This is a genomic window from Pseudoalteromonas sp. G5_S1_54_S4 (assembly GCF_054968565.1).
The window spans coordinates 61,521-83,336 of sequence record NZ_JBQKUL010000008.1 but is presented as its reverse complement, the minus strand read 5'-3'; the positions used below and the strand labels follow the sequence as shown (position 1 = coordinate 83,336).

22 protein-coding genes and 1 tRNA gene are annotated in these 21,816 nt (G+C 39.2%); 3 read left to right on the top strand and 20 right to left on the bottom strand.

Annotation, left to right across the window (positions count from 1 at the left end; genetic code table 11):
- Positions 1–27 precede the first annotated feature (27 nt).
- Entirely contained in the window at positions 28–960 is a 933-nt protein-coding gene (locus ACTRWE_RS05460) for an exopolyphosphatase (protein WP_462879606.1), read from the top strand.
- A 428-nt stretch (positions 961–1,388) separates the two neighbouring features.
- Positions 1,389–1,718 (top strand): hypothetical protein, encoded by a 330-nt coding sequence (locus ACTRWE_RS05455; RefSeq protein ID WP_462879605.1) that lies wholly within the window; start codon positions 1,389–1,391, stop codon positions 1,716–1,718.
- A gap of 143 nt (positions 1,719–1,861) precedes the next feature.
- On the opposite strand, the gene ACTRWE_RS05450 is transcribed toward ACTRWE_RS05455, so the two are convergent.
- From ACTRWE_RS05450 to rppH, 18 genes are all read right to left on the bottom strand, one after another.
- Positions 1,862–2,128, bottom strand: coding sequence for a hypothetical protein (locus tag ACTRWE_RS05450; protein ID WP_462879604.1), 267 nt, complete (start codon positions 2,126–2,128; stop codon positions 1,862–1,864).
- Positions 2,129–2,203: transfer RNA gene (locus ACTRWE_RS05445), tRNA-Arg, on the bottom strand.
- Between the two features lie 74 nt (positions 2,204–2,277).
- Positions 2,278–2,955 (bottom strand): FlgO family outer membrane protein, encoded by a 678-nt coding sequence (locus ACTRWE_RS05440; protein WP_462879603.1) that lies wholly within the window; start codon positions 2,953–2,955, stop codon positions 2,278–2,280.
- Positions 2,956–2,963: 8 nt separating this feature from the next.
- The gene (locus tag ACTRWE_RS05435) at positions 2,964–3,641 is read right to left on the bottom strand and encodes a FlgO family outer membrane protein (RefSeq protein ID WP_013465606.1); all 678 of its coding nucleotides are present in this window, start codon (positions 3,639–3,641) and stop codon (positions 2,964–2,966) included.
- 12 nt (positions 3,642–3,653) lie between these two features.
- A complete protein-coding gene (locus tag ACTRWE_RS05430) occupies positions 3,654–4,247 on the bottom strand; it encodes a FlgO family outer membrane protein (RefSeq protein ID WP_462879602.1) in 594 nt (197 codons plus the stop codon).
- A gap of 67 nt (positions 4,248–4,314) precedes the next feature.
- Entirely contained in the window at positions 4,315–4,977 is a 663-nt protein-coding gene (locus tag ACTRWE_RS05425) for an SPOR domain-containing protein (protein ID WP_462879601.1), read from the bottom strand.
- An 18-nt stretch (positions 4,978–4,995) separates the two neighbouring features.
- Positions 4,996–7,935 carry a carboxypeptidase-like regulatory domain-containing protein gene (locus tag ACTRWE_RS05420; protein ID WP_462879600.1) on the bottom strand — a complete coding sequence of 980 codons (2,940 nt, stop codon included), beginning with the start codon at positions 7,933–7,935 and terminating at the stop codon, positions 4,996–4,998.
- A gap of 62 nt (positions 7,936–7,997) precedes the next feature.
- Complete coding sequence (locus tag ACTRWE_RS05415; protein WP_462879598.1) at positions 7,998–8,834, bottom strand: fimbrial biogenesis chaperone; 837 nt, start codon at positions 8,832–8,834, stop codon at positions 7,998–8,000.
- A gap of 8 nt (positions 8,835–8,842) precedes the next feature.
- Complete coding sequence (locus tag ACTRWE_RS05410) at positions 8,843–9,292, bottom strand: DUF4402 domain-containing protein (RefSeq protein ID WP_462879597.1); 450 nt, start codon at positions 9,290–9,292, stop codon at positions 8,843–8,845.
- A gap of 39 nt (positions 9,293–9,331) precedes the next feature.
- Positions 9,332–9,958 carry a DUF4402 domain-containing protein gene (locus ACTRWE_RS05405; protein WP_462879596.1) on the bottom strand — a complete coding sequence of 209 codons (627 nt, stop codon included), beginning with the start codon at positions 9,956–9,958 and terminating at the stop codon, positions 9,332–9,334.
- 139 nt (positions 9,959–10,097) lie between these two features.
- Positions 10,098–10,694, bottom strand: coding sequence for an SPOR domain-containing protein (locus tag ACTRWE_RS05400; protein WP_462879595.1), 597 nt, complete (start codon positions 10,692–10,694; stop codon positions 10,098–10,100).
- A 70-nt stretch (positions 10,695–10,764) separates the two neighbouring features.
- Entirely contained in the window at positions 10,765–11,616 is an 852-nt protein-coding gene (locus tag ACTRWE_RS05395; protein ID WP_174818634.1) for an SPOR domain-containing protein, read from the bottom strand.
- A 276-nt stretch (positions 11,617–11,892) separates the two neighbouring features.
- Positions 11,893–12,771 carry a UTP--glucose-1-phosphate uridylyltransferase GalU gene (gene galU / locus ACTRWE_RS05390; RefSeq protein ID WP_013465615.1) on the bottom strand — a complete coding sequence of 293 codons (879 nt, stop codon included), beginning with the start codon at positions 12,769–12,771 and terminating at the stop codon, positions 11,893–11,895.
- A 17-nt stretch (positions 12,772–12,788) separates the two neighbouring features.
- A complete protein-coding gene (locus ACTRWE_RS05385; RefSeq protein ID WP_462879594.1) occupies positions 12,789–13,640 on the bottom strand; it encodes a thymidylate synthase in 852 nt (283 codons plus the stop codon).
- A 13-nt stretch (positions 13,641–13,653) separates the two neighbouring features.
- Positions 13,654–14,457, bottom strand: coding sequence for a prolipoprotein diacylglyceryl transferase (lgt, locus tag ACTRWE_RS05380; RefSeq protein ID WP_064663050.1), 804 nt, complete (start codon positions 14,455–14,457; stop codon positions 13,654–13,656).
- A 12-nt stretch (positions 14,458–14,469) separates the two neighbouring features.
- Positions 14,470–15,279: a sulfite exporter TauE/SafE family protein gene (locus ACTRWE_RS05375; protein ID WP_090495311.1), complete on the bottom strand. Its 810-nt coding sequence runs from the start codon at positions 15,277–15,279 to the stop codon at positions 14,470–14,472.
- 65 nt (positions 15,280–15,344) lie between these two features.
- The gene (gene ptsP, locus ACTRWE_RS05370) at positions 15,345–17,609 is read right to left on the bottom strand and encodes a phosphoenolpyruvate--protein phosphotransferase (protein WP_462879592.1); all 2,265 of its coding nucleotides are present in this window, start codon (positions 17,607–17,609) and stop codon (positions 15,345–15,347) included.
- A 23-nt stretch (positions 17,610–17,632) separates the two neighbouring features.
- Positions 17,633–18,151, bottom strand: a complete 519-nt coding sequence (rppH, locus tag ACTRWE_RS05365; protein WP_013465620.1) for an RNA pyrophosphohydrolase — start codon at positions 18,149–18,151, stop codon at positions 17,633–17,635.
- A gap of 528 nt (positions 18,152–18,679) precedes the next feature.
- Between rppH and mutH the strand changes: the two genes are divergently transcribed.
- Positions 18,680–19,351, top strand: coding sequence for a DNA mismatch repair endonuclease MutH (gene mutH, locus ACTRWE_RS05360; RefSeq protein ID WP_033102795.1), 672 nt, complete (start codon positions 18,680–18,682; stop codon positions 19,349–19,351).
- 13 nt (positions 19,352–19,364) lie between these two features.
- Here the strand turns inward: mutH and ACTRWE_RS05355 are convergent, their stop codons facing one another.
- Together ACTRWE_RS05355 and eno are read right to left on the bottom strand one after the other, a co-directional pair.
- On the bottom strand, positions 19,365–20,339 hold the full coding sequence (locus ACTRWE_RS05355) for a prolyl hydroxylase family protein (RefSeq protein WP_033102796.1): 975 nt from the start codon (positions 20,337–20,339) through the stop codon (positions 19,365–19,367).
- Positions 20,340–20,491: 152 nt separating this feature from the next.
- Positions 20,492–21,790 carry a phosphopyruvate hydratase gene (eno, locus tag ACTRWE_RS05350; protein ID WP_008111781.1) on the bottom strand — a complete coding sequence of 433 codons (1,299 nt, stop codon included), beginning with the start codon at positions 21,788–21,790 and terminating at the stop codon, positions 20,492–20,494.
- Positions 21,791–21,816 lie beyond the last annotated feature (26 nt).

Sequence of the window (21,816 nt, the reverse complement as noted above, 5' to 3'; positions counted from 1 at the left end):
TAATAAACAAACAAAAATGGACCGAAAATGAGCAATAATAAATATAGACTTGTCACTCGAAGCGATTTTGACGGCCTAGTGTGTGCCGTATTACTTAAAGATTTAGATTTAATCGACGATATTTTATTTGTGCATCCAAAAGACATGCAAGACGGTAAAATAGCCATTACCAGCAACGACATTACCACTAACCTCCCCTATGTTGCCGGTTGTCATATTGCATTTGATCACCACTTGAGTGAAACCGTTCGTAACGAAAGCGATATTAAAAACCACATTATTGACCCAGATGCGCCCTCTGCAGCACGCGTTGTATACGACTATTATGGCGGTGCAGAGAAATTCCCTAATATTTCAACTGACATGATGGAAGCGGTCGATAAAGGGGATTCTGCACAATTTTCAAAAGATGAAATTTTAAACCCAACTGATTGGGTACTGATGAACTTTATTATGGATGCGCGCACAGGGCTTGGTCGTTTTCGTGAATTCAAAATTTCTAATTACCAGTTAATGATGAAGCTAATTGACGCCTGTAAAGATCACAGCATAGAACAAATACTAGCAATGGAAGATGTTGCCGAGCGTGTTGCTTTATATCACGAGCACAACGCACAAGCTAAAGAGCAAATAGACCGCTGCTCATCAGTACACGACAACTTAGTGGTCCTTAATTTAACCGAAGAAGAAACCATTTACGCCACTAACCGCTTTGTTATTTACGCCATGTTCCCCGAGTGTAATATTTCAATTCATAAAATGTGGGGGCTTAAAAAGCAAAACGTGGTGTACGCCATTGGTAAATCAATCACCAACCGCAGCTCAAATACTAATGTTGGCGAGTTATGCCTTAAATACGGCGGCGGCGGCCATTTAAATGCCGGCACTTGCCAAGTAGAAACCAGCAAAGCCGAAGAAGTATTGAGTGAGCTGATTGCTACGATTACCAGTGATGGCTGATTTATAGCCTCGGGGTTCGGGGTTCGGGGTTCGGGGTTCGGGGTTCGGGGTTCGGGGTTCGGGGTTCGGGGTTCGGGGTTCGGGGTTCGGGGTTCGGGGTTCGTGGTTCGGGGTTCGGGGTTCGGGGTTCGGCAAAGTATTTTATAAAGCGGGCTAATTGATAGCTCGCTTTTTTATTATGAAAAATTTAATGGAGGGCTTCTTTGAGAGAAATATAGCCATTCGGGTGAGTCATCATTAACTTAGTAAGAATAAGAGGAAACTTTCCTATTTTTACATGTTTATATAAGCTACATAAGGCATAATATTTATAGCTGGCAATAGCTTACACTATTTGCTATTAATACAAGTTCATAAAATAAGGATGTTTTAGCGCTAAAGTAGGGGAAGTGTTCTCTGATAAAGCTGTTATGTTTCAAGGAGAGTTTGTGAGTCAATATGAAATAATAAGCACTTCAATTGCTTTAATTGCAGTATGTGTTTCTTTTATGGCAATAGTACGAACTCGTAAACTATCAGAAAAACAATTAGCGTTTGAAAAAACAAATGCTAAGTTGTCTGCTCTAGCTATTCTAGTTTCAGAATATAAATCTGAAGCAGAATCAATTAGAGTTGCGTTAAATGATGGCACTATCGAGATAGAAAACCTATCTAGAATTTGTATGGAAAACGCTTTAGATGAAGTTCTCGACAAGCAATATAAAGCTATTGGGGATATAGAAAAAATACTAATTACTCATCAAGCAACTGAAACATAACAAGCGAATAAGTCAGGACTAAAAACTGTTGGCTTTTGCTCCTGCCCCGCTTATTTTAGTCAACCATTTTTAGCCCATGATTATGGGCGTTACCAATCTAAACTGTTGGCACTCAGCCGATAGTCGTTATAGAGTGGTTTAACTTACAGTGTAAAGCCGTTGTTTCTGGTAGATTCATCATTTTTGTCGGATGGCGTGGCTCTGCCACTTATCCGACCTACGTCAAAATGTAGGTTGGTTAAGCCGAAGGCGCCACCCAACAGGCTTTCAAATTCACTTTTTATCCGCAAATGCCACATTGCTGACATTGCTGACATTGCTGACATTGCTGACATTGCTGACATTGCTACAAATATACTACATAGAGTTGGGATAGGAATAGAAATAAAACCATAACCTGTTGATTTCATTGGTAGCCCCTGCAGGAATCGAACCTGCAACTGCCCCTTAGGAGGGGGCCGTTATATCCATTTAACTAAGAGGCCACGCTGGGTGCTAAGTACTAGGTGTTTGGAAATTATAACGGCATCTGGTTTTTTATACCAAGCATCAAATTAAGTTAATTGCTTGATAAATATATATCTTCTTTATTTAATACGTAAAGCGGTATGAATGTTCGGCTGCTGGCTGCTAAGCGTTTGCTTTGAATATCAATAACGCGTGCGTTTATTTCTACGCCGTCCTCTCTATAAATAAGGGTGCCTGACAATACATGGCTGGCTATACTGGTACCTGCAAGTTTGCGAGTGTTTCGTGTAAAGGCAAAATCGCCTTGCTTATTTACGGTAATTAAATTGGCTGTTTTAAAATCAACGGCGCTATAACCAAACTTTTGTAGCTGATGTATAAAGGTTTCTGATAACTGATTACCTAACTGGCTTGCTGTAGTTAAACTTGCGTCTAAATCAACGAACGACGTAACCGCAATCGCTGCATCTTGAGGGGCTACTTGCATGGTGTCGGTTAAATCAAGTGCCATTTGCTCAACGTAATTAACTAAGCTTTTGTGGTGCTTGTTTGGATTAAATTGCGTTGTATCAGCATATTGCTCTTGCTCGTCATTGCGCTGCATTTGCGCCATGATCTGGTTAAAATCAAGATCACTTACCACTGTTTTCTCTGGCTCAGATTTGGCGGGTTCGGCCATGCTAGATTCACCAAGTAAATTACAGCCTGAAAGTAATAATGATAATGCACTTATGCTAATTAAAGCTGAGCGCTTAGCTAAGTTAGCCATGATAAACCTCACTTACTCGCTTGTTTTAGCATGATGCCATCAGCACTGTTACTGCTATTTAACGCGTCGATCACTGATTGCGGAATAAAGCCCTGTGCAGAGCCTACAACCGCTTTACTCGCTAAACCAACAATACGTGCGTTTACTAGTATGCCACCTTGGTGGTTTACTAGCGTGCCGGCTAATACGTAACTAAAATTTTGTTCTTGGTTAAGCTCTAAGTAGTCGCGACTAAAAACAAAATCGCCGCCAGGTGTTACACGCATATAATCGGTGGTTTTAAAATCGATTACCGGTACACCAAAATTATGCAGCTCATGCATAAAGCTCTCTGCTATTTGGTTACCCACTAAGTCAGCATTGTTGTAGTCACGGTCTAAAAAAACAAAGCTTGATACCGCTAATGGCGTTTTAGTATTTACGTACTGTAAATTTTCAGCCATGTCTTGCATGATGCCACGCACATAATGATTAATATTTTTACGTGTTGGCGTGTTAACTTGTTTGTTTTTATTCATCACTGCTGTTTTATTTTGATACAGCGAGTCGCTTTGTGTAGGTGCGGCTACAGGGCGTTGTTCAAAAAACATAGGCGCATCGTCGGTAATTTGTGTGTCACTATGGTTTGTCATTTGTGAACAACCAAAGCCTAGTGGCAAACATAAAGTTAATAGTAGGCGTTTCATGTGTGCTCCTAATTAATATTCACTGCGGTAAATATAGTCACCGCGCTGCTGTATTTTTTCATTGCTCCACATCACATTGATGGGAATTTCAGTACTGCCGGCAGATACAACTTGGTTGGTTTGCATATTTACCATTCGTGCATTAACAATATAAGCATGCTCTTGGCGAGTTAAAGTACCGGTGATGACAAAGTCAATAATCTGACGCTGCTTTAAGTTGCCAGTATTGCGGCTAAGTACTGAGTCTGCACTCGCTGATAAGTTAAGTTGGTTTTCAAGCCGATATTCAACCGTGTTATAACCTAATTGGGTGAACTGGGTTATTAAGCTTTCCTGAATCTGCTGGCTAAGCCCTGCCCCCTGCCCTTGAGCAACGTGAGAATCTAGGGCATCTGCTAAATAAAAGCTACTGACCGCAATTGAAGCAGTGCTTTTAAAAGGCTCTTTAATATGGCTAAGCTGGGCACTTAAGCTACTTACGTACTGGTTCACCGTATAAGGTGCCATAACCGCTTTAGGCGCATCAGTGCCTATACTCGGCTTTGGCTGAGGTGTTAAACTACAGCCCGCTAAATTTAATAATAGTAAGGGTAACAAAAGGCGCATAGTTGCCATCCTCTAAAAACATAATAACAACAAAGCAATTATTATGCCGAATACCCTTATCACATATTTATTTTAAAGGCTGCTGGGTGTAATGACTCACAATACAGTTAATTTGGCGCTGTTTAAGTTTATCGCAATCAGCAGCCGCATTCGCTTGTTCCTGATAAGCCCCAAGCTTTAAACGGTAGTAAGTAACCCCACTTACATTAATAGTTTCTACATTCGCCACAAATTCACCCTGAAATAATGAAGATGCGCTGGCTTTTATTTCATTTAAACTTTGGCTAAGTCGGTCTTTGTCGGTAACGGCTGCAACTTGGAGGGCAAACAGCGCTTTAACGGCTTGTTTTTCATCAGCTGCTGCATTCGTTGCCACTTGAGCTTTTTGTGCTACTTTTGGTGATAACGTTTCAGCTGAAGCTTTAGCTGTTGGTACTACAGGCGTATTTGTTGATGCGGTGTCTTGATTTGCCACCGCATTTAATTGGCTTATTAATAGCTTTAAGTCTTGTTCAATCACTAATAGACGCTCAACACCTGCTTTGGCTGCTTGCCACTGCTGAGACGATGCTTTTAGCTGCGCTAACTCCTCGTCAGAAAGGCTTACACTGGCTTGTTTAGGCTGAGGCGACTCTACTGTTGTTTTGGGACTGCTGCATCCAGATATAAAAAGAGCACCAATACAGGCGATGAGTATTGAATAGCGTCTATATAAATTAGCATGTTGCATGGTTAAACCTTATTGTTATTAGTGGCTAATAAGTTGCGCTTGGACTTGGCAGTTCAAGCCTTTCACTTTTAATTCTGCGCATACTTGTTCAAGCTCTCCTTGGGCAGACTCGGCATAAGCGACGGCTAAAATATACCGCTTTTGTTTATCGTCTTTAATATAAAAAGCATCACGCTTTGATTGCTCATTTAGATGGCGCTTAATTAATTGATAATACGCTTTCATAATCGGCAATGATGAAAACCCACCCGCATTAGCAATATACGCTGGCGTTTGTGTTTTTTCTTTAAGCTCAAAGTCAACGCCCATTACCACTTCACCTTGTGCTGGTAATTTAACCACCACCTGTTGCGTATCTTTTAAGGATTTACGTTGCTTAAACTCATCATCTATAACCGCTTTATATTCGCCAGGGCGTAAATCGGTAAACAAATAATAGCCATCATAGGCAGCTTGCGTTTGCGCCACTTGCTTACCTTGTTTGTCGAGTAATTTAATGGTAGCAAAAGGCTGTACTTCACTGCTGCCTTGCTCATCTTGTTTGTAAACAGTTCCCTCCAATTCACTACTGTGATTAAGCGGTATTTCCATATATTCAACAAAACCGGCACGCGGTGTAATAGAAAAGCCATCGTTGGCGGCAACTAAAAAAGGCTCACTAATACTACCAGGCTCAATCACTATGTCGGTGGTTAAGTTAGCCGGCATACCCGATAATAAAGCCATGCCATTTTTATCAGTAACAGCTCTTCGATAGTTTTGTAGCCCTTTAACTTTTACGCCTTCTAGATTTTGTTCGCCTTGGTCAAATACACCATTATTATTTTGATCTAAGTATACATGTACCATCAACGAACCAGACTGCACCAAGCTGCGCCTATTAATAAAGTAATCGTTGTTTTTATTATCAAATCCTAAACTAAAACGACCGAATAAGCCTACACGCCAATTATCATCTGTATCGTAGTTGACGTTGCTGTTTAAGCTAAATAAATCTGTTTGCCAGTTTAATCCCAGCTCAGCAAACTTAACCTCTGTTTTTAACTCATGAGTAAGTTTTAGCTCTGCCTGTAGGTTTGATGTCAGCGAGCGGCTAAACTCGGTTTCATAGCTGGTAATTTCGCTTGTTGGCTCTAAGGAGTAGTTAATACCAAAACGAGTACCTAAACGCCCGAATCTTTTTTGCAAACGGCTACTACCAAAAAAACGGTTATTATTGGCCCATTGAAGATTATTGTTAAACGCATATCCGCCCGCAGTATAATTTAAAATATTACCAAACATCGTAATGCTATCTTGAAAGTCGCTATCCGTGTAATTGGCTGTGTTTTGATAACTTAATCGGCCATAGGGATTTTCCATTAAGTTACCTGAAAAAAATAATTCATAGCTATTTAAGTTATTAAAGCTCTTACTTTGTTGTGTTTGACTTTGTAATTGTGATATTTTTCGCACGCTAAGCCTGACTGATTGGCCTAACAATTCAGAGCGTGTAGAGAGTCTTAGAGCTTTTTCTTCAAGACTATTTTGTTCATAGTCAAAATTAACTAACACTCTGTTTAATATACTTAAATTAGAGCCAAGCGCATAATTAGTTAGGTTTTCTGTTTCATCACTTTTTAATGCAGAAACTCCCGTATAAACAGAGAAATAATCGGTTATACCTTTTTCGTAGCGCCCTGATAAAAGCCAACCCTCTTCACCTGCAACGGTATTGCCAGAATTTAATAACAGCTCTCCTTGCTGGGTAAGTGATAGTTCATAAAAACCATCTCCCCTTTCTAAGCTATTACCATCAATGAGGTATTCTTCAACTTTACGCTCCACCTCTCCTTGTGGGCCATAAAATATAAGCTCAAAAGTGTTAGTACCAAATAATAAGTCAACATTTTCAAATAGGTAGCGCCCATCAGGTAAGCTAAGCTGCTGATCGATCAGAATATTATTTCGATATAACTCTACATCCCAACCGGCTTGCACTGCTCCCGTTAAGGTTATTTGATTGCTGTTTATTTCTTTGTAAAGCGGTTTATTATTTACTTTAACGCCGCGCGCATAATTGCTTTTAAAGCGAGTGCCAATTTGTGTTGCAAGTACATCACCAAACTCAATACTTGTCGCGTTGAGTGGGCCAAGTAAATTACCTTCAGCGTTTTCCCGGTTAAATGAAAGCCGTGAATCTTTTAATAAATCGCCATTGCTACCCGCTAAATAATATTCACTATTGAAGTAGGCTAAATCTTGCGAACCTAATATGGCATAGTTTAATATGTTGTCATTATTTGTAGCTGTATAGCTGAGTTGTAAGTCAGCCACAGGTGACGACATTGCTTTATAAGGACTAGGTTTCCAAGGTAATGTAGGGGTATTATTTTGGCTACCAGTGTAAAAACTACGTTTTTCGCGTGCCAGCTTTTTTTCTATGGGTAATTGAATGTTTGGGGAAAAAACCATTTCTAAGCTACTGTAGTTTAACTGTATATTTAATCCAAACCACGTATTGAGTAAGTCATAATCTACAAACAGTTCGCCAGTATCAGTATAGTAATCTTGTGCATTTAAAGAATAGCTATCACCTCTAATACGCACTGTTTTATCTGTTAAATTTAAATCAAACTCGTTATCTGGCGATATATACCAGCCTTTAGCATTTAGCTTTTCATTATTTACGTTAATAGCAAAATTAAGTAACTCAAATAAACTGTTTAATTCAACCCATGCGCCATTTTCACTTTTAATTGCAAACAACTCACCTAAATAATACTTGTGTAAATAGGCCGAAAAAAACAACAATTCGCCTGCAGGTATACCTACATCATTAGCCTGTTCAGTACTAACTAGCTCATTATTTTTGATTAGAGATGTTTGGCTAGTATCGGTGTCTAACTGCTTCCATTTTTTTTCAATATTAAAAAGCGTGTTGTAAACAGCCTCATTATTTTGCTGGGCAGCAAACACACCAAAGCCCAATACCCATAAAGGTATTAGACTTGTATATAAAACGGAGCGAGTAAGCAAGGTCAGTTTAGCAATCCTATTGAGTTTGCATCTACATTCACCACTTTTTCGGCAAATACTTGGCCACGATATTCTTTAAGTCCTGAATATACGATGCGTAATTTACCTGGGGAAGTAATAACCGCAGGATCAAATATATTTAAGGCTAATTTACCTAATGAGACCTCTGGGTAAATACTGTAATCGTTCACCATTGCAACGGTTACTTCTTCGTTACTGTTGTTGGCTTTATAAAAAACCTCTACTTTGCCAAAACTACTGTATTTACCCTCTCTGGCTATTGCCATTAGCAATGACTTTTTATCGTCACTTTTATCAAGCGATACACTTTGAATATTAACCTCTGGCAAACTTGTACCTTGGCGTAAAATAACAGGAATTGAGTAGCTTAAAATTAAATCTATTTTAATCCCCACCCCTTGGCCTTCACGTTGGCTTTTGCTCTCATTAGGTAACGCTTGAAACAATAAGTGTGAACGATACTCTTGCTCTGCTAAATTTTGTGGTTTTCTCAGTGCTAATTTTACTATTTGTCTTTCCCCTGGTGCTAAGCGTACCTGCGAAGGGCTCATACGTACCATATTACTCAGTGCAGCTGGGTGAGCTACACCCTCTTCTAACCTTGTATAGCCGCCTACTGGTTTGGCTTTTTTTTCTTCCCACGCAAGGCGATACGTTTTGTATTCATTACTGTTGTTAATAACAATAACCTGGGCAACTCGTTGTCGCTCATCAAACGCTATACGGGTAGGTGAAATAAGTAAATTTGCATGTGCATGATAGCTGGTTACTAATGCGTTAAAACACAAAAATAACGCAATAATTTTAAATACCTTCATTCATATTCTCAATAATCAATGGTAACTTCTACTATTGCACTGTAACTACCGTCTAAATAAGGCAACCCGTTACCGCTAGTAGTTAATTGCCCGCCTATTTTAACCGTTGCCATACCATAAGCATTAGTTGTTACAGTAGCAGGTAAAAAAGTTAAGTTAGACAAAGTAAATTCGTTACCGCCGTTTACTCTTCTAAATTGTGTAGGGCTTGCAAAGTCATTTACGGTAATTTGTATCCGAGGTGCAAGCCCCTCAAACAATAGCTCGGCAGGTTGCCCAACTTGCATTATATGTATATTTTTACTTGTGATTGACCCATTGGGAGACAGTGTAACTGAGGTGTCAGGGGCATTTTTAACCACAACAATAGTGCCAAAGCTGAGTGGCTCTATAACACTAACTTGACCATATACTTTACCGATAAGGCTTATACATATTATTAAATAAAATTTAGTCATAAAAATGCCTACCATAAAATGATGGTAGGCAACCCTAAATTAATATTCAAGTGTTAACGCAAATGTGCCACTGTAATCGCCATCTATATAATCAGAAGTTGTAGTATCATCAGTATTATTAGACGTAGTTAAAGTTGCACCTAAACTAAATGTTGCAGCCCCTGTACCATCAACTTGCAGCTGCCCAGCAGGGATAGTAAGGTCTGTAAGGTCAAGTGTTGTATTAGCATTACCACCAGTTAAAACACGAATACTAGGATCAGATACTTTAAAAAAGGCTGCACCTGTTGGTACAGGGCTTACCGAGGTAATATTGCCCTCAGCATCATCTATATTAAAGGTTAAAAAAGCAAAAGCAGAAACCCCTGAAACAGTAAACGTAGCAGGCTCACCTTTTACTAACTCAGCAATGGTTGCACCAGTACCATTTGCAATAACCGATGCAGCCGTTGAGTTTGGTGATAACGTAAGTGTAGCCTCGGTGGCTGCAGCAGTATCCGCATTAGCACGCAGTGTACCAAAGTTTAAAGGCGTATCGTTTGTTAAGGTAAATGCATTTTGCACTGTAACCGTGCCGTTAAAGCTTACATTTTCTACTGCTACAGCTCCAAAAGAAAGAGCAGCCATTGATGCAGCCAATGCTGCTTTAGTAAATATTTTGTTCATAGTTTTCCCTTAGATATATGTTATTAACCTTTTGTTCAGGTTAATTTAAGTATCGGCCAAAATCACTAAAAATTTAGAAAATATTTACTTTATTTTTGATTTAAATTAATTAGATGAAAAAGCAATCGTTAAAATAACCTCAAATTCCCTCTGAAAATGCTGCTAAGGTACATTTATTACCCACCTTATAAAAAAACAAACACAACTGCGCTGCTTGCTGTTGATTTTTCAGCGGACCGGCTACAACACTATAAAACGTAGTTGATTCTTTTTGTTGCTCATCAATGCGGTATTGCAAAATACTGTTTAATTGAGGGTATTGCTCTTTTAGTCGCTGCACTTGCCTTTTGGCCCCATTAGAAATTAAATAGCGACCAATTTGCACACCGTACATTGCTTCGTTTGTACTGGTAGTGTTATCAGCTAAAGCGGTTTCTGATGAGGGTTGTAAAGGTTGCTTAGAGCCATATTCAACACGTTTTACCTTCTCTTTCATCGGCTCTGGTACGGTATCAATATCTGTTTGAGCAGAAAGAGCTTGAATCAATAACGATAAGTCTTCTTCCATGGTGCTTAAGCGCGCTATTTGCTCTTTGTTGTTATCCCATTGCTCTAGGTAAGGTTTTATATCTTTTTCACGCACAAGCTTGTCGCTTTGTGAATCTGAGGGCATTAGCTGGTTGCTGCAACCAGCTAATGCAAATGGTATTAATAATGTTATTAAATGAAGTTTCACTTTAGGCACCCATTACAAAAGACTAGCTATCTAAAGCTATTATGCAATAAAAGCGCCAAGTAATACTGTTTTATAACCTGATTGGTCCGTCAGTGTAGTTACTCACAAAACAGTCAACTTTATAAAATTTAAATACTTCGCAATCATCCTCTGCACTTTTAAAGTTAAAATACTCACCTAATTTTAGTCGATAATAGGTTTTGTTATTAACCTTTGCTTTTTCAATATTTGTCGTGATTTTGTCCTTAAACAAAGGCGCTGCTTTTTTGTTAATTTGCTTCCATTCTTTAGCAACACTCTCTTGTGAATCGAGTGACGCAACCTGCAATGCAAATACTTTTTTGTTGGTATCAACCATTGCCACTTTTGTTAGCTTCGATGTTTGAGGGAATACTTTTTTCTTCACGATTGAGTTCGTTGCTTTCACAGGCAAACTAACAGCGCGCTTACTGTAGCTTTTTGAAGGGGCTGTAATCATTTTTGTAGGCACGCTAGCATAGCGACTACTGTGTCGCTGATTGTATGGAGCGTCCCCTTTAGAGGATTTTGCGTAGCGATTACTATACCTTTGCCTTGGTCGTTCAACTTTATCTGAGGTGCTTGCGTAATTATTACCATACCTAAGATTTGGCGGCGCCTTTGTGTTTATTACTGAGCGAGCATAACGATTGCTAACAGCCTGATTAGATTGCGCTATTGCTTTACTGTTAATAATATCCAGGTTATCAACTAAATATGTGAGCTCACGTTCTAACTTTAATAGCCGCTCTATGCCAGAGCGTGCTTGCTGCCATTGCAAGGCGGCATCTTTTAGTTGAGCAAGCTCAAGTGCAGTGATAGTTACATATTCAGGTGAATCTTTAACTTGTTCATTTAATGATGTTTTATCAGGCGATATCGTACAACCAGTACTTAATAACAACAGTAATACGACTAATAGATATCGGTGATACTTTTTGCTGTATTCACACATTGATTGTTTCTCTTTCAATAGTTTAGACCGCTCAATTAAGTCAATTTTCAATTGAATCAATAAAGCACGTTAACAACAAAACAACTTGGGTTAACATAAAGATTACAACACAATGTTAAATATGTCTGTATAACTGCAAAAATAGTGATAATTTAAAATACTAAAAAAGCTATTTTACAATCAAAAAAAGCGCCATATAAGCGCTTCTAATAATGATAAGTTTATTTAAATTAACGTTTTAATAAACGTTTTAAGCTCACCGGCGAATTCATCACGACGAAGAGCAAATTCAATGGTTGCTTTTAAATAACCAATTTTACTGCCACAATCATGGCTTCGGCCTTTCATTGCGTAGGCATCTACTTTTTCATCTTGCATAAGCATGGCTATTGCATCTGTTAGCTGAATTTCATCACCAGCACCTTGAGGGGTTTTAGCCAGTAATGGCCAAATATTTTTACTCAACACGTAACGACCAACCACAGCAAGGTTTGAAGGTGCCTCGTCAACGGGTGGTTTTTCTACCATGCTTTGAATGGGTGAGCTTTCACCTTGGTTTAACTCAACATCACCTAAATCCACAACACCAAATTTATCTACGTCATCTTTAGGGACTGGCTCAACCATAATTTGACTGTGTTTAGTTTGCTCAAAGCGAGTAATCATTTCAGCTAAGTTGTCTTTTGTTAGGTCACTTTCTACATCATCAATAATAACGTCGGGTAAAATAACCACAAAAGGTTCATTGCCAATAATAGGAGCGGCACAGTTAATAGCATGACCTAGGCCTTTTGCTTCACCTTGACGTACATGAATAATGGTCACATCTTTAGGGCAAATAGACTGTATTTCGGCAAGTAATTGCCGCTTTACACGTTTCTCTAACGTTGCCTCTAGTTCAAAGCTGGTATCAAAATGGTTTTCAATTGAGTTTTTACTCGAATGCGTTACTAACACTATCTCTTTAATGCCAGCGGCAACGGCTTCGCTAACAACGTATTGAATTAGTGGACGGTCTACAACTGGCAGCATTTCTTTTGGAATTGCTTTAGTGGCCGGTAACATACGTGTTCCAAGGCCCGCTACAGGGATCACTGCTTTCATTATGCTCTCCTTATTTTTTAAACTGAAAATGGGTACTGAATCGCTTCATGGCATTGATAGCCAACCACCTCAAAGTCATCACGTGTTACCCATGTTTCTATATCTTCGAGTGATTTAATCTCTGGGTTGATTTTTAATTGGGGAGAAGCAAATGGCTCACGCTTTAACTGCACATCTCGCATTAAATCGAGCTGGTTTTCATAAATATGAGCATTGGTAATTTTATGATATGCCTTACCCGCTTTATGGCCGGTAATTTGGGCAACTAATGCAAGCAATACAAAACATTGAATTTGATTAAAATTAAGCCCCAATGGAACATCACAACTGCGTTGATATGAGGTTAAATACAGGGTGTCGCCCAATAATGAAAAGGTATGTGTGTGCATACATGGGCGCAAGCAACCAAGTTCAAATTCACCAGGGTTGTAAAATGTAATAATTTCGCCGCGATCATCTATGCCATTTTTTAAATTATTAATGACCTTTGCCAGTTGATCCAGTGTTGAACCATCAGGGCGTTGCCAGCCACGTCCTTGAACGCCATAAACGCGCCCCATATCATCCTCACCTTTACGGTTAGGATTATTGAGCCAGGCACTATTTTCATTGGCGTTAGCATCCCAGGTTTTACAGCCTATACTACGAAACTGCTCAGCACTGTCATAGCCTCTTAAATAACCTAATAATTCAGCAATAGCCGCTTTGTAATAGCTTTTTCGCGTAGTGATCATTGGGAACTGATTATTAGCCACATCGTATTCTAAATCAGCGTTTATAACCGTTAAACAACGTGTACCGGTACGCTTGTTTTCAATCCATTGTCCTTGGTCAACAATGCGCTGACATAATTCTAAATATTGTTTCATCTAACTTCTTCTTTTAAGCTTTTGCCGCTGTTTTTGATTGTGGTTGTTTATAGGCCCAAATAAGTAAGCCTAACCCGCCAATTATCATTGGTAACGATAGAATTTGCCCCATAGAAATGAAATCAGCAAATAGCCCCAATTGCGCATCTGGTTGGCGAAAATATTCAATACAAAATCTAAATACGCCGTAACCCAGTAAAAACAAACCCGACACACTTCCCGCAGGACGTGGACGCTTAATAAACCACAATAATATGACAAACAATACAAGCCCTTCAAAAAAAGCTTCGTAAAGTTGTGAAGGGTGGCGTGCAAGCGGGCCTCCGGTTGGAAACACCATTGCCCACGGAACATCAGTGGTACGCCCCCATAATTCGCCGTTAATAAAGTTACCTATACGCCCAGCCAGTAAACCAACAGGCACTAAAGGTGCTACAAAATCACCGACTTGTAATAACGATTTTTTACGCTTGTAAGCAAAAATAGCAATTGCAGTGATCACCCCCAGTGTTCCACCATGAAACGACATGCCACCTTGGTCGATTCTAAATAAATATAAGGGGTTTTCGATAAAATAGCTAAACTGATAAAACAGAACATAACCAATACGCCCACCTAATATAACGCCCAGCATGCCGTAAAAGAGTAAATCGCTGACTTCGTCTTTAGTCCAACCTGAACCGGACTTACTAGCTTGGCGATTCGCAAACCACATCGCAAACGCAAAACCAATTAAGTACATTAATCCATACCAACGAACGCTAAGTGGCCCAATAGAAAAAATTATTGGATCAATTTGAGGAAACTCCAGTGCCATAAAAATAAACCTTTAGCTAAAAACCATTTTAATAGCGATGATAACAAGTAACATCGCGAAAACTTTCTTAATTGTATTCACAGGTAAGTAATGCGTTGCTTTGGCGCCTATTGGCGCTATAAACCATGAGGTAACAACAATCCCTAACAATGCAGGTAAATAAACAAATCCCATAAAACCATGCGCTAAGTCAGTTACTCGCCAACCGGCGCTGACATAACCAATAGAGCCAAAAAAGGCAATTACAATACCACATGCAGCAGCGCAACCAATTGCCTTTTTAATATCAACCGAAAAATAGTGCAGCATAGGCACAAGTAATGCGCCACCGCCAATCCCAATCAACCCAGATAGTGCCCCCATTATCGCACTAATACTTCCTAGCACGGGGCCTGCAGGCATCGGGTGACCTACGCTCACTTTATTACGGGCAGAAAGCACCATTCTCATAGCAATAAAAACCACACTCACCGCAAACACGGTTCGTAACATTTTCTCAGGTATAAAGCTGGCAGCAAAGCCGCTAATCAAGGCGCCAATGGCCACACCCGACATTACCCAAGGGGCAATTTTCCAAGGCACATTATCATTTTTATGATGAGCTAACGCTGAAGAAGTCGAGGTAAATAAAATAGAGGCTAAAGATGTCGCAATAGCGATAACTAATACATGATCGGCAGCGGCCACATTAAAACCCAGTAACAAGCTCGTTAGCACCGGCACAATGATTAAACCACCGCCTATGCCTAGAAGTCCTGCTAAAAAACCAACAATGCAACCTAATAACGCACAACTTGCAACTAGAAGTCCTAGTTCATACATAGTTATCTCTAATACATTTAAGAATATGTATATTTTAATTGATTATATAAACAATAACAGCTCTATCATTTAGGTGTATAAAATAAATTACCTAGCTGATGCTCTATCATAAAATTACGGGTTAAACGCAACACTTGTTTAGCATTGGGCTGTGCTAAACACTCGCTCAGTAATTGTTCCATGTCACTAACATTCAAGCGCCTAAGCACCCATTTCACTTTATTTAACGACGATAAGTTCATACTTAAACGTCTATAGCCCATGGCAATGAGTAATATTGCTCCCTCGGGATCGCCGCCAAGCTCACCACATAAACTAAAGGGCAATTCATAGTGCTCACATTCGCTGGCAATATTATTTAATACACGTAACACAGCTGGATGATAAGGATTGAATAAATCGGCCACACGGGCATTTGCTCTATCTACCGCTAATAAATACTGAGTTAAATCGTTACTACCCACTGAGCAAAAATCGACTTTTCTAGACCACTCTGGCAGCATAAATACACTTGAAGGTACCTCAAGCATAATGCCAATATCTGGCTTTTCTATTAGTTGCTCAGGAAATGTTTCGCTTAACTCATAATAGGCTTGGTTATACAATGCCAGCGACTCTTCAACTTCATCAGTGCCACTGATCATAGGCAGCATTATTTTTAAATTACCTAAACCAATATTCGCTTTGAGCATGGCTTTGAGCTGATCTAAAAAAAGCTCAGGATGATCTAGGCTAATTCTAATACCACGCCATCCTAAAAACGGGTTTTCTTCGGTAATATTAAAATAATCTAAAACTTTGTCGCCACCAATATCTAACGTTCGCATAACTACGGGGTTAGGATAATAGCTACTGAGTACTTCGCGATACCATTTTTCTTGTTCTTGTTGCGATGGAAACTGCCCTTTTTGCATAAACCACGCTTCGGTTCTGTAAAGACCAACACCATCACAAATATGGGCACAATTTTGTTGCGTATTAAGTTCAAGCCCAGCGTTGAGCAATAAACTAATATGCTCCCCGTCCAAGGTAATTGCAGGCAGTGATTGCTCTTCTAAAAAACGATTGTTGAGTAAGTTATCTTGATGTTGTAACTCGGTATACTCATCAATAAGCATTTGCGAAGGCGAAATATATAAACGCCCAGCAAAAGCATCTAAAATCATTTCTTTGTTATCAAACTGCAGTAACGGTAAATCTTCAATACCCCAAATTGCAGGCACCCCCATTGCTCGCGTTAAAATAGAGGCATGGCTATTGGCTGAACCATTAATGCTTACCACACCTGCTAAACGCTCATTTGGCACTTCGGCTAACATAGCTGGCGTTAGTGTGTGCGCTATTAAAATGGTGTTTTCAGGGTAGTCTTTTATTGCATGCTCAGTGTTCACTAAGTGATGAAGCACCCGTAAGCCAATGTCTTTAACATCAACCGCACGCTCTTTAATATAAGGGTCTTGCATTTCATTAAACTGCGCAACTAAACGTTCAATCACAATTTTTAATGCACTTTTTGCACACCAACCTTCTTGTAATTGTGCCTCTACATTATGACCTAAGCTTTTAGCATCCAATAATTGCTGATACACATCAAACACCGCCAACGCTTCTTGAGGTATGGTATCGCTTAATGTCATCGATAAAGTGCTAAATTCTTTGCGCGTTGCAGCAACCGCTTGCGTGAATAAACGGCGTTGTTCATTCACATCGCTATTTTTGGTAAGCTCTATAGACTTAAAATTAAGTTTAGGAATAACAACAAAGGCTTTACCAATACTAATGCCTGGGGCACTAGACACCCCTTTTAAAACCGATGTTTGATGAGATGACTCATCTTGGCGTAATACTTCTTTTATTTCAGCATGGGCTAATTGCGAAGCTAACTGAGCAGAAAGCGTAATTAAAAACGACTCTTCATCTTGAGAAAATACTCGAGCCATTTTCTGTTGCACAACAATAACGCCCAATACCTTTTTTTGATGAACAACAGGCACAGACAAAAAGGCGTTATAGCCTTCTTCGTTCACTTCTGGGGAGAGTTTAAAGCGAGGGTGCGATTTAGCAAAGGCAATGTTAATTGCTTCTTCACGCTGAGCAACTAGCCCAACAAGTCCTTCAGTAAAGCCAATTCTAAATTTACCCACCGCATCGGGGTTTAACCCTTCGCTGGCCATTAGTACAAAGTTATCTTGACTGTAATCGGCAAAATAAATGGAGCAGCACTGGGTATTCATGGCATCTTTTACCATTTTCACAAAGCACACTAACGCATCGTCTAAATTCGCTTGTTGCGAAACAGACTCAGCTATTGATCTGAGTGTTGCCAGCATACACTGCTCCTTTTTATGTAAAACTACCTTTTGCTTCGCCAATTGTCTTTTTGTTGCTCTCGCTTATTGAAGGGCATAGCAAAAGGAGCAAACTCTTTCATTACACGTCGATAAACATCCCGTTTAAACGATACTACCTGCCTTACTGGATACCAATAACTCACCCACCGCCAATCATCAAATTCAGGATGGTGCGTTTTTAGTAAGTTTACATCTTCATCTTTACAGCGTAACTTCAGTAAAAACCATTTTTGTTTTTGCCCAATACACACCGGACTTGAGTCGCGGCGGATTAATCGTTTGGGTAATTTATAGCGTAACCAATGTTTTGAGCTTGCAACTATTTCTACATCTTCTGGTCGCAAACCTACTTCTTCGTGTAATTCACGGTACATAGTTTGTTCTGGTGTTTCACCATCATCAACACCGCCTTGGGGAAATTGCCAAGAATGTTGACCATAGCGTCTGGCCCAAAACACTTGCCCCTGATTATTGCAAATTACAATTCCGACATTGGCACGAAAACCTTCGGCATCAATCACCTTAGTGCCTCATTTGTAAGTCGATTTTTTATGATTGTTCCACATTAGCTGCAATACGGCAAATACTATTACGTACAAGCCCCGTTAACGTCCTCGGTTAAGGCAAATTAATAGCGAAATCCATTGCATGTGAATAACAAACAACACTGCCATGTATAAATACATAAAAACCACACTGTTTATGCTGGTTACTCACAGCTTGTGCATAACTTTTGTAAAACACGCTCATTTAGCAAACAAATCCACAATACAAGATATAAAAGGTGATGTTCTCCACAGAATCTGTGGATAAACATGTTTATACATCTGTATTTATCCTAACAACAATTATAGACCTTAATTAAAACTGAACACCAAAAACAAAAAAAACAATGTAGTTCAGTTACTTAGTTAATTTTAGCGTTTTAAAGCAGTGCATAAAATTACACCAACCACGGCGCGTATAAAAATCAACCAACCGCTAAAGATATCCACTAACACACTAATTTGCTATCATGGCGTTGGTATTTATTCAACTAAATTAACAGTATGCAACCTTTAAAACCTCATTCAATTAATCAATTAATGCAACGTGTCAATAATATTGCAGGACTCACACTTGGACAACTCGCACAGCAGTACCACTTTAAAACGCCAGATGATTTATTGCGTGAAAAAGGCTGGACAGGTCAACTGATTGAGTATGTATTAGGCGCAAGTGCTGGGTCAAAACCGCTACCCGACTTTGAGGATTTAGGCATAGAGCTTAAAACATTGCCTATTTCATATAAAGGTAAACCGCTAGAAACCACCTTTGTGTCGGTTACCCCGCTAATGAATGTAACTGGCATGACGTGGCACACAAGTAGCGTACGTAAAAAGTTGAATCATGTTTTATGGTTACCTATTTTAAGTGAGCGCAATATCGCCCCGTTTGATAGAACCATAGGCAGTGGCTTTTTGTGGCAACCCTCCCCCGCGCAAGATGCGCAATTACAGCGAGACTGGGAAGAGCAAATGGAGCTTATCGCGCTTGGTCGGGTAGATGAAATATCAGGGCATTTAGGCGACGCTATGCAAATACGGCCAAAAGCTGCTAATAGCAAAGTAGTTACCGATGCCATAGGCCCCAACGGACAAATTATACAAACACTGCCCCGTGGCTTTTATTTAAAAACCAGTTTTACAAAAGAGATATTAAAACAGCAGTTTCAGTTGTAATTATTTGTCGGTATTAATTTTTGCACCAAATAGATTCGCGTAACCAAAAAGGTTTTTCTCGCATCCAAAGCGTACAAATCCACTTTTCACCTAATAATACGGGTTTTCCACTATGTACTGAGTTTTTATCTACCTGATTACCAATCATATTATTAAATTTAATCACTTGTCCTTGCTTGGCTTTAACACTTACATTCCAGTCTTTAAAGGCGGTTTCTCCACCTTCAAATCCGTCATTTAAATTTATAATACGTGTTCGCCGTCTTTGACCAAAAAAATTAAGTTCTTTTTTAGCATTTTCATTTGAAGGTGTAATAAAATCATAGTGCCATTTGTATTGCTGACCTTGAGTATAACGATAAATAATCATAGGCTCAGCATATGCTAAGTCAGCATAGTCGTCTGAACATATGATGCGCTGTAATATAGCTATTAAAATATTATCGACTGGTAATTGTGTTATAAGCTGCTCATTGTCTCTGATGTCTATAACTTTTTGTCTTGTAGAGTTTTCAGCATACACTCCAGCTAAATTTAAATTATTATTAGCAAGCTTTATAATCTCCTGCGCTAATTCATTCGTTAGTTGCGTTTCTAATGTTGTCACAGGTAATGATTGTTCAGAGGATTGAATATTCAATGGCATAATTAAGCTACTCCACAACCCTATTAAATCGGTTTCAATACCCTGCTGTATAGTCTTAGGAAGGCCTGATATATGTTTTTCAAAGTTAATTGTTACTTGTGGATCAGCAGTTCGGATTGGCCAAAAGTGAGATAAAACCTTAAGAGCTTTAATTTTATGATACTTAGCTAAGCATAAAACAATGGCTAGCTCCTGAGAAGAAGTTGATGATGAAAGCGCATGGCACAACCAATAGTGAACAAATTCAGGAGCTGTTAGCGCAAAAGACACTATTTCTTGTTTTGGAGGAAGCGTGCCATGATATTTGGCATTTATAAGGTGAGTAACATAGTTATTTTTCATAATCATTTTATTGTTATTTTTAATACGCTCCTAAAGTAACAATAAATTTACAAACAATAAACCACCCACCTATTATATTTGCATTTATGATTAAAAATCCCCGCATAAGCGAGGATTTTTATAATCTTAAATATCAGATTCTGATTGGAGAATTACTGACCTTTAACTTCTTTTAAACCATTGTACGGTGCTTTAGCGCCTAATTGCTCTTCAATACGTAGCAATTGGTTGTACTTAGCAACACGATCTGAACGGCTTAATGAACCTGTTTTAATTTGACCTGCAGCAGTACCTACTGCTAAATCAGCAATAGTTGCATCTTCAGTTTCACCAGAGCGGTGAGAAATAACCACTGTAAAACCTGCATCTTTTGCCATTTTGATTGCCGCTAACGTTTCTGTTAGTGAACCAATTTGGTTAAATTTAATTAAGATTGAGTTAGCAATACCATTGTCGATACCACGTTTTAAAATCTTAGTATTGGTTACGAATAAATCATCACCCACTAATTGAACTTTATCGCCCATTAGTTTGGTTTGGTGTGCAAAGCCATCCCAATCAGACTCATCTAAACCATCTTCAATTGATACAATTGGGTATTGCTCAGTTAAATCTTTTAAGAAGTGGTTAAACTCTTCAGATGTAAATTGCTTACCTTCACCTTTAAGGTCGTAGATATTTGCTTCTTTGTTATAAAACTCAGAGGCCGCACAATCAAGTGCAAGGGTAATATCTTTACCAAGCTCATAACCGGCATTTGCAACAGCCACTTTAATAGCTGCAAGTGCAGCTTCGTTTGATGCAAGGTTTGGTGCAAAACCACCTTCGTCACCTACAGCTGTTGAATGTCCATCTGCTTTAAGTACTTTTGCAAGGCTATGAAATACTTCAGCACCCATACGCAATGCTTCACGGAAGTTAGTAGCACCTACTGGCTGAACCATAAATTCTTGAATATCTACTGAGTTATCAGCGTGCTCACCGCCGTTGATGATGTTCATCATTGGTAGTGGCATAGAGTAAACACCTGGCGTGCCATTTAAGTCAGCAATGTGCTCGTAAAGCTCTACTTTTTTAGATTGTGCAGCCGCTTTTGCGTTAGCAAGTGAAACCGCTAAAATAGCATTAGCACCTAGTTTTTCTTTGTTTTCAGTACCATCTAAATCAAGCATTACTTGGTCTACATCACTTTGAGCAAGTGCGTTTTGACCTTTTAGCGCTTCTGCAATTTCATTATTAATGAAGCCAACCGCTTTTAATACGCCTTTACCTAAGTAACGCGCTTTATCACCATCACGTAATTCTAATGCTTCGCGAGTTCCTGTAGATGCACCTGAAGGTGCAGCAGCACGGCCCCATGAACCATCAGCTAAATATACCTCAGCTTCAACAGTTGGGTTACCACGCGAGTCCATAATTTCACGACCGATTACTTTTACGATTTCTGACATCTTGATTCCTCTATATTCCCAAAATG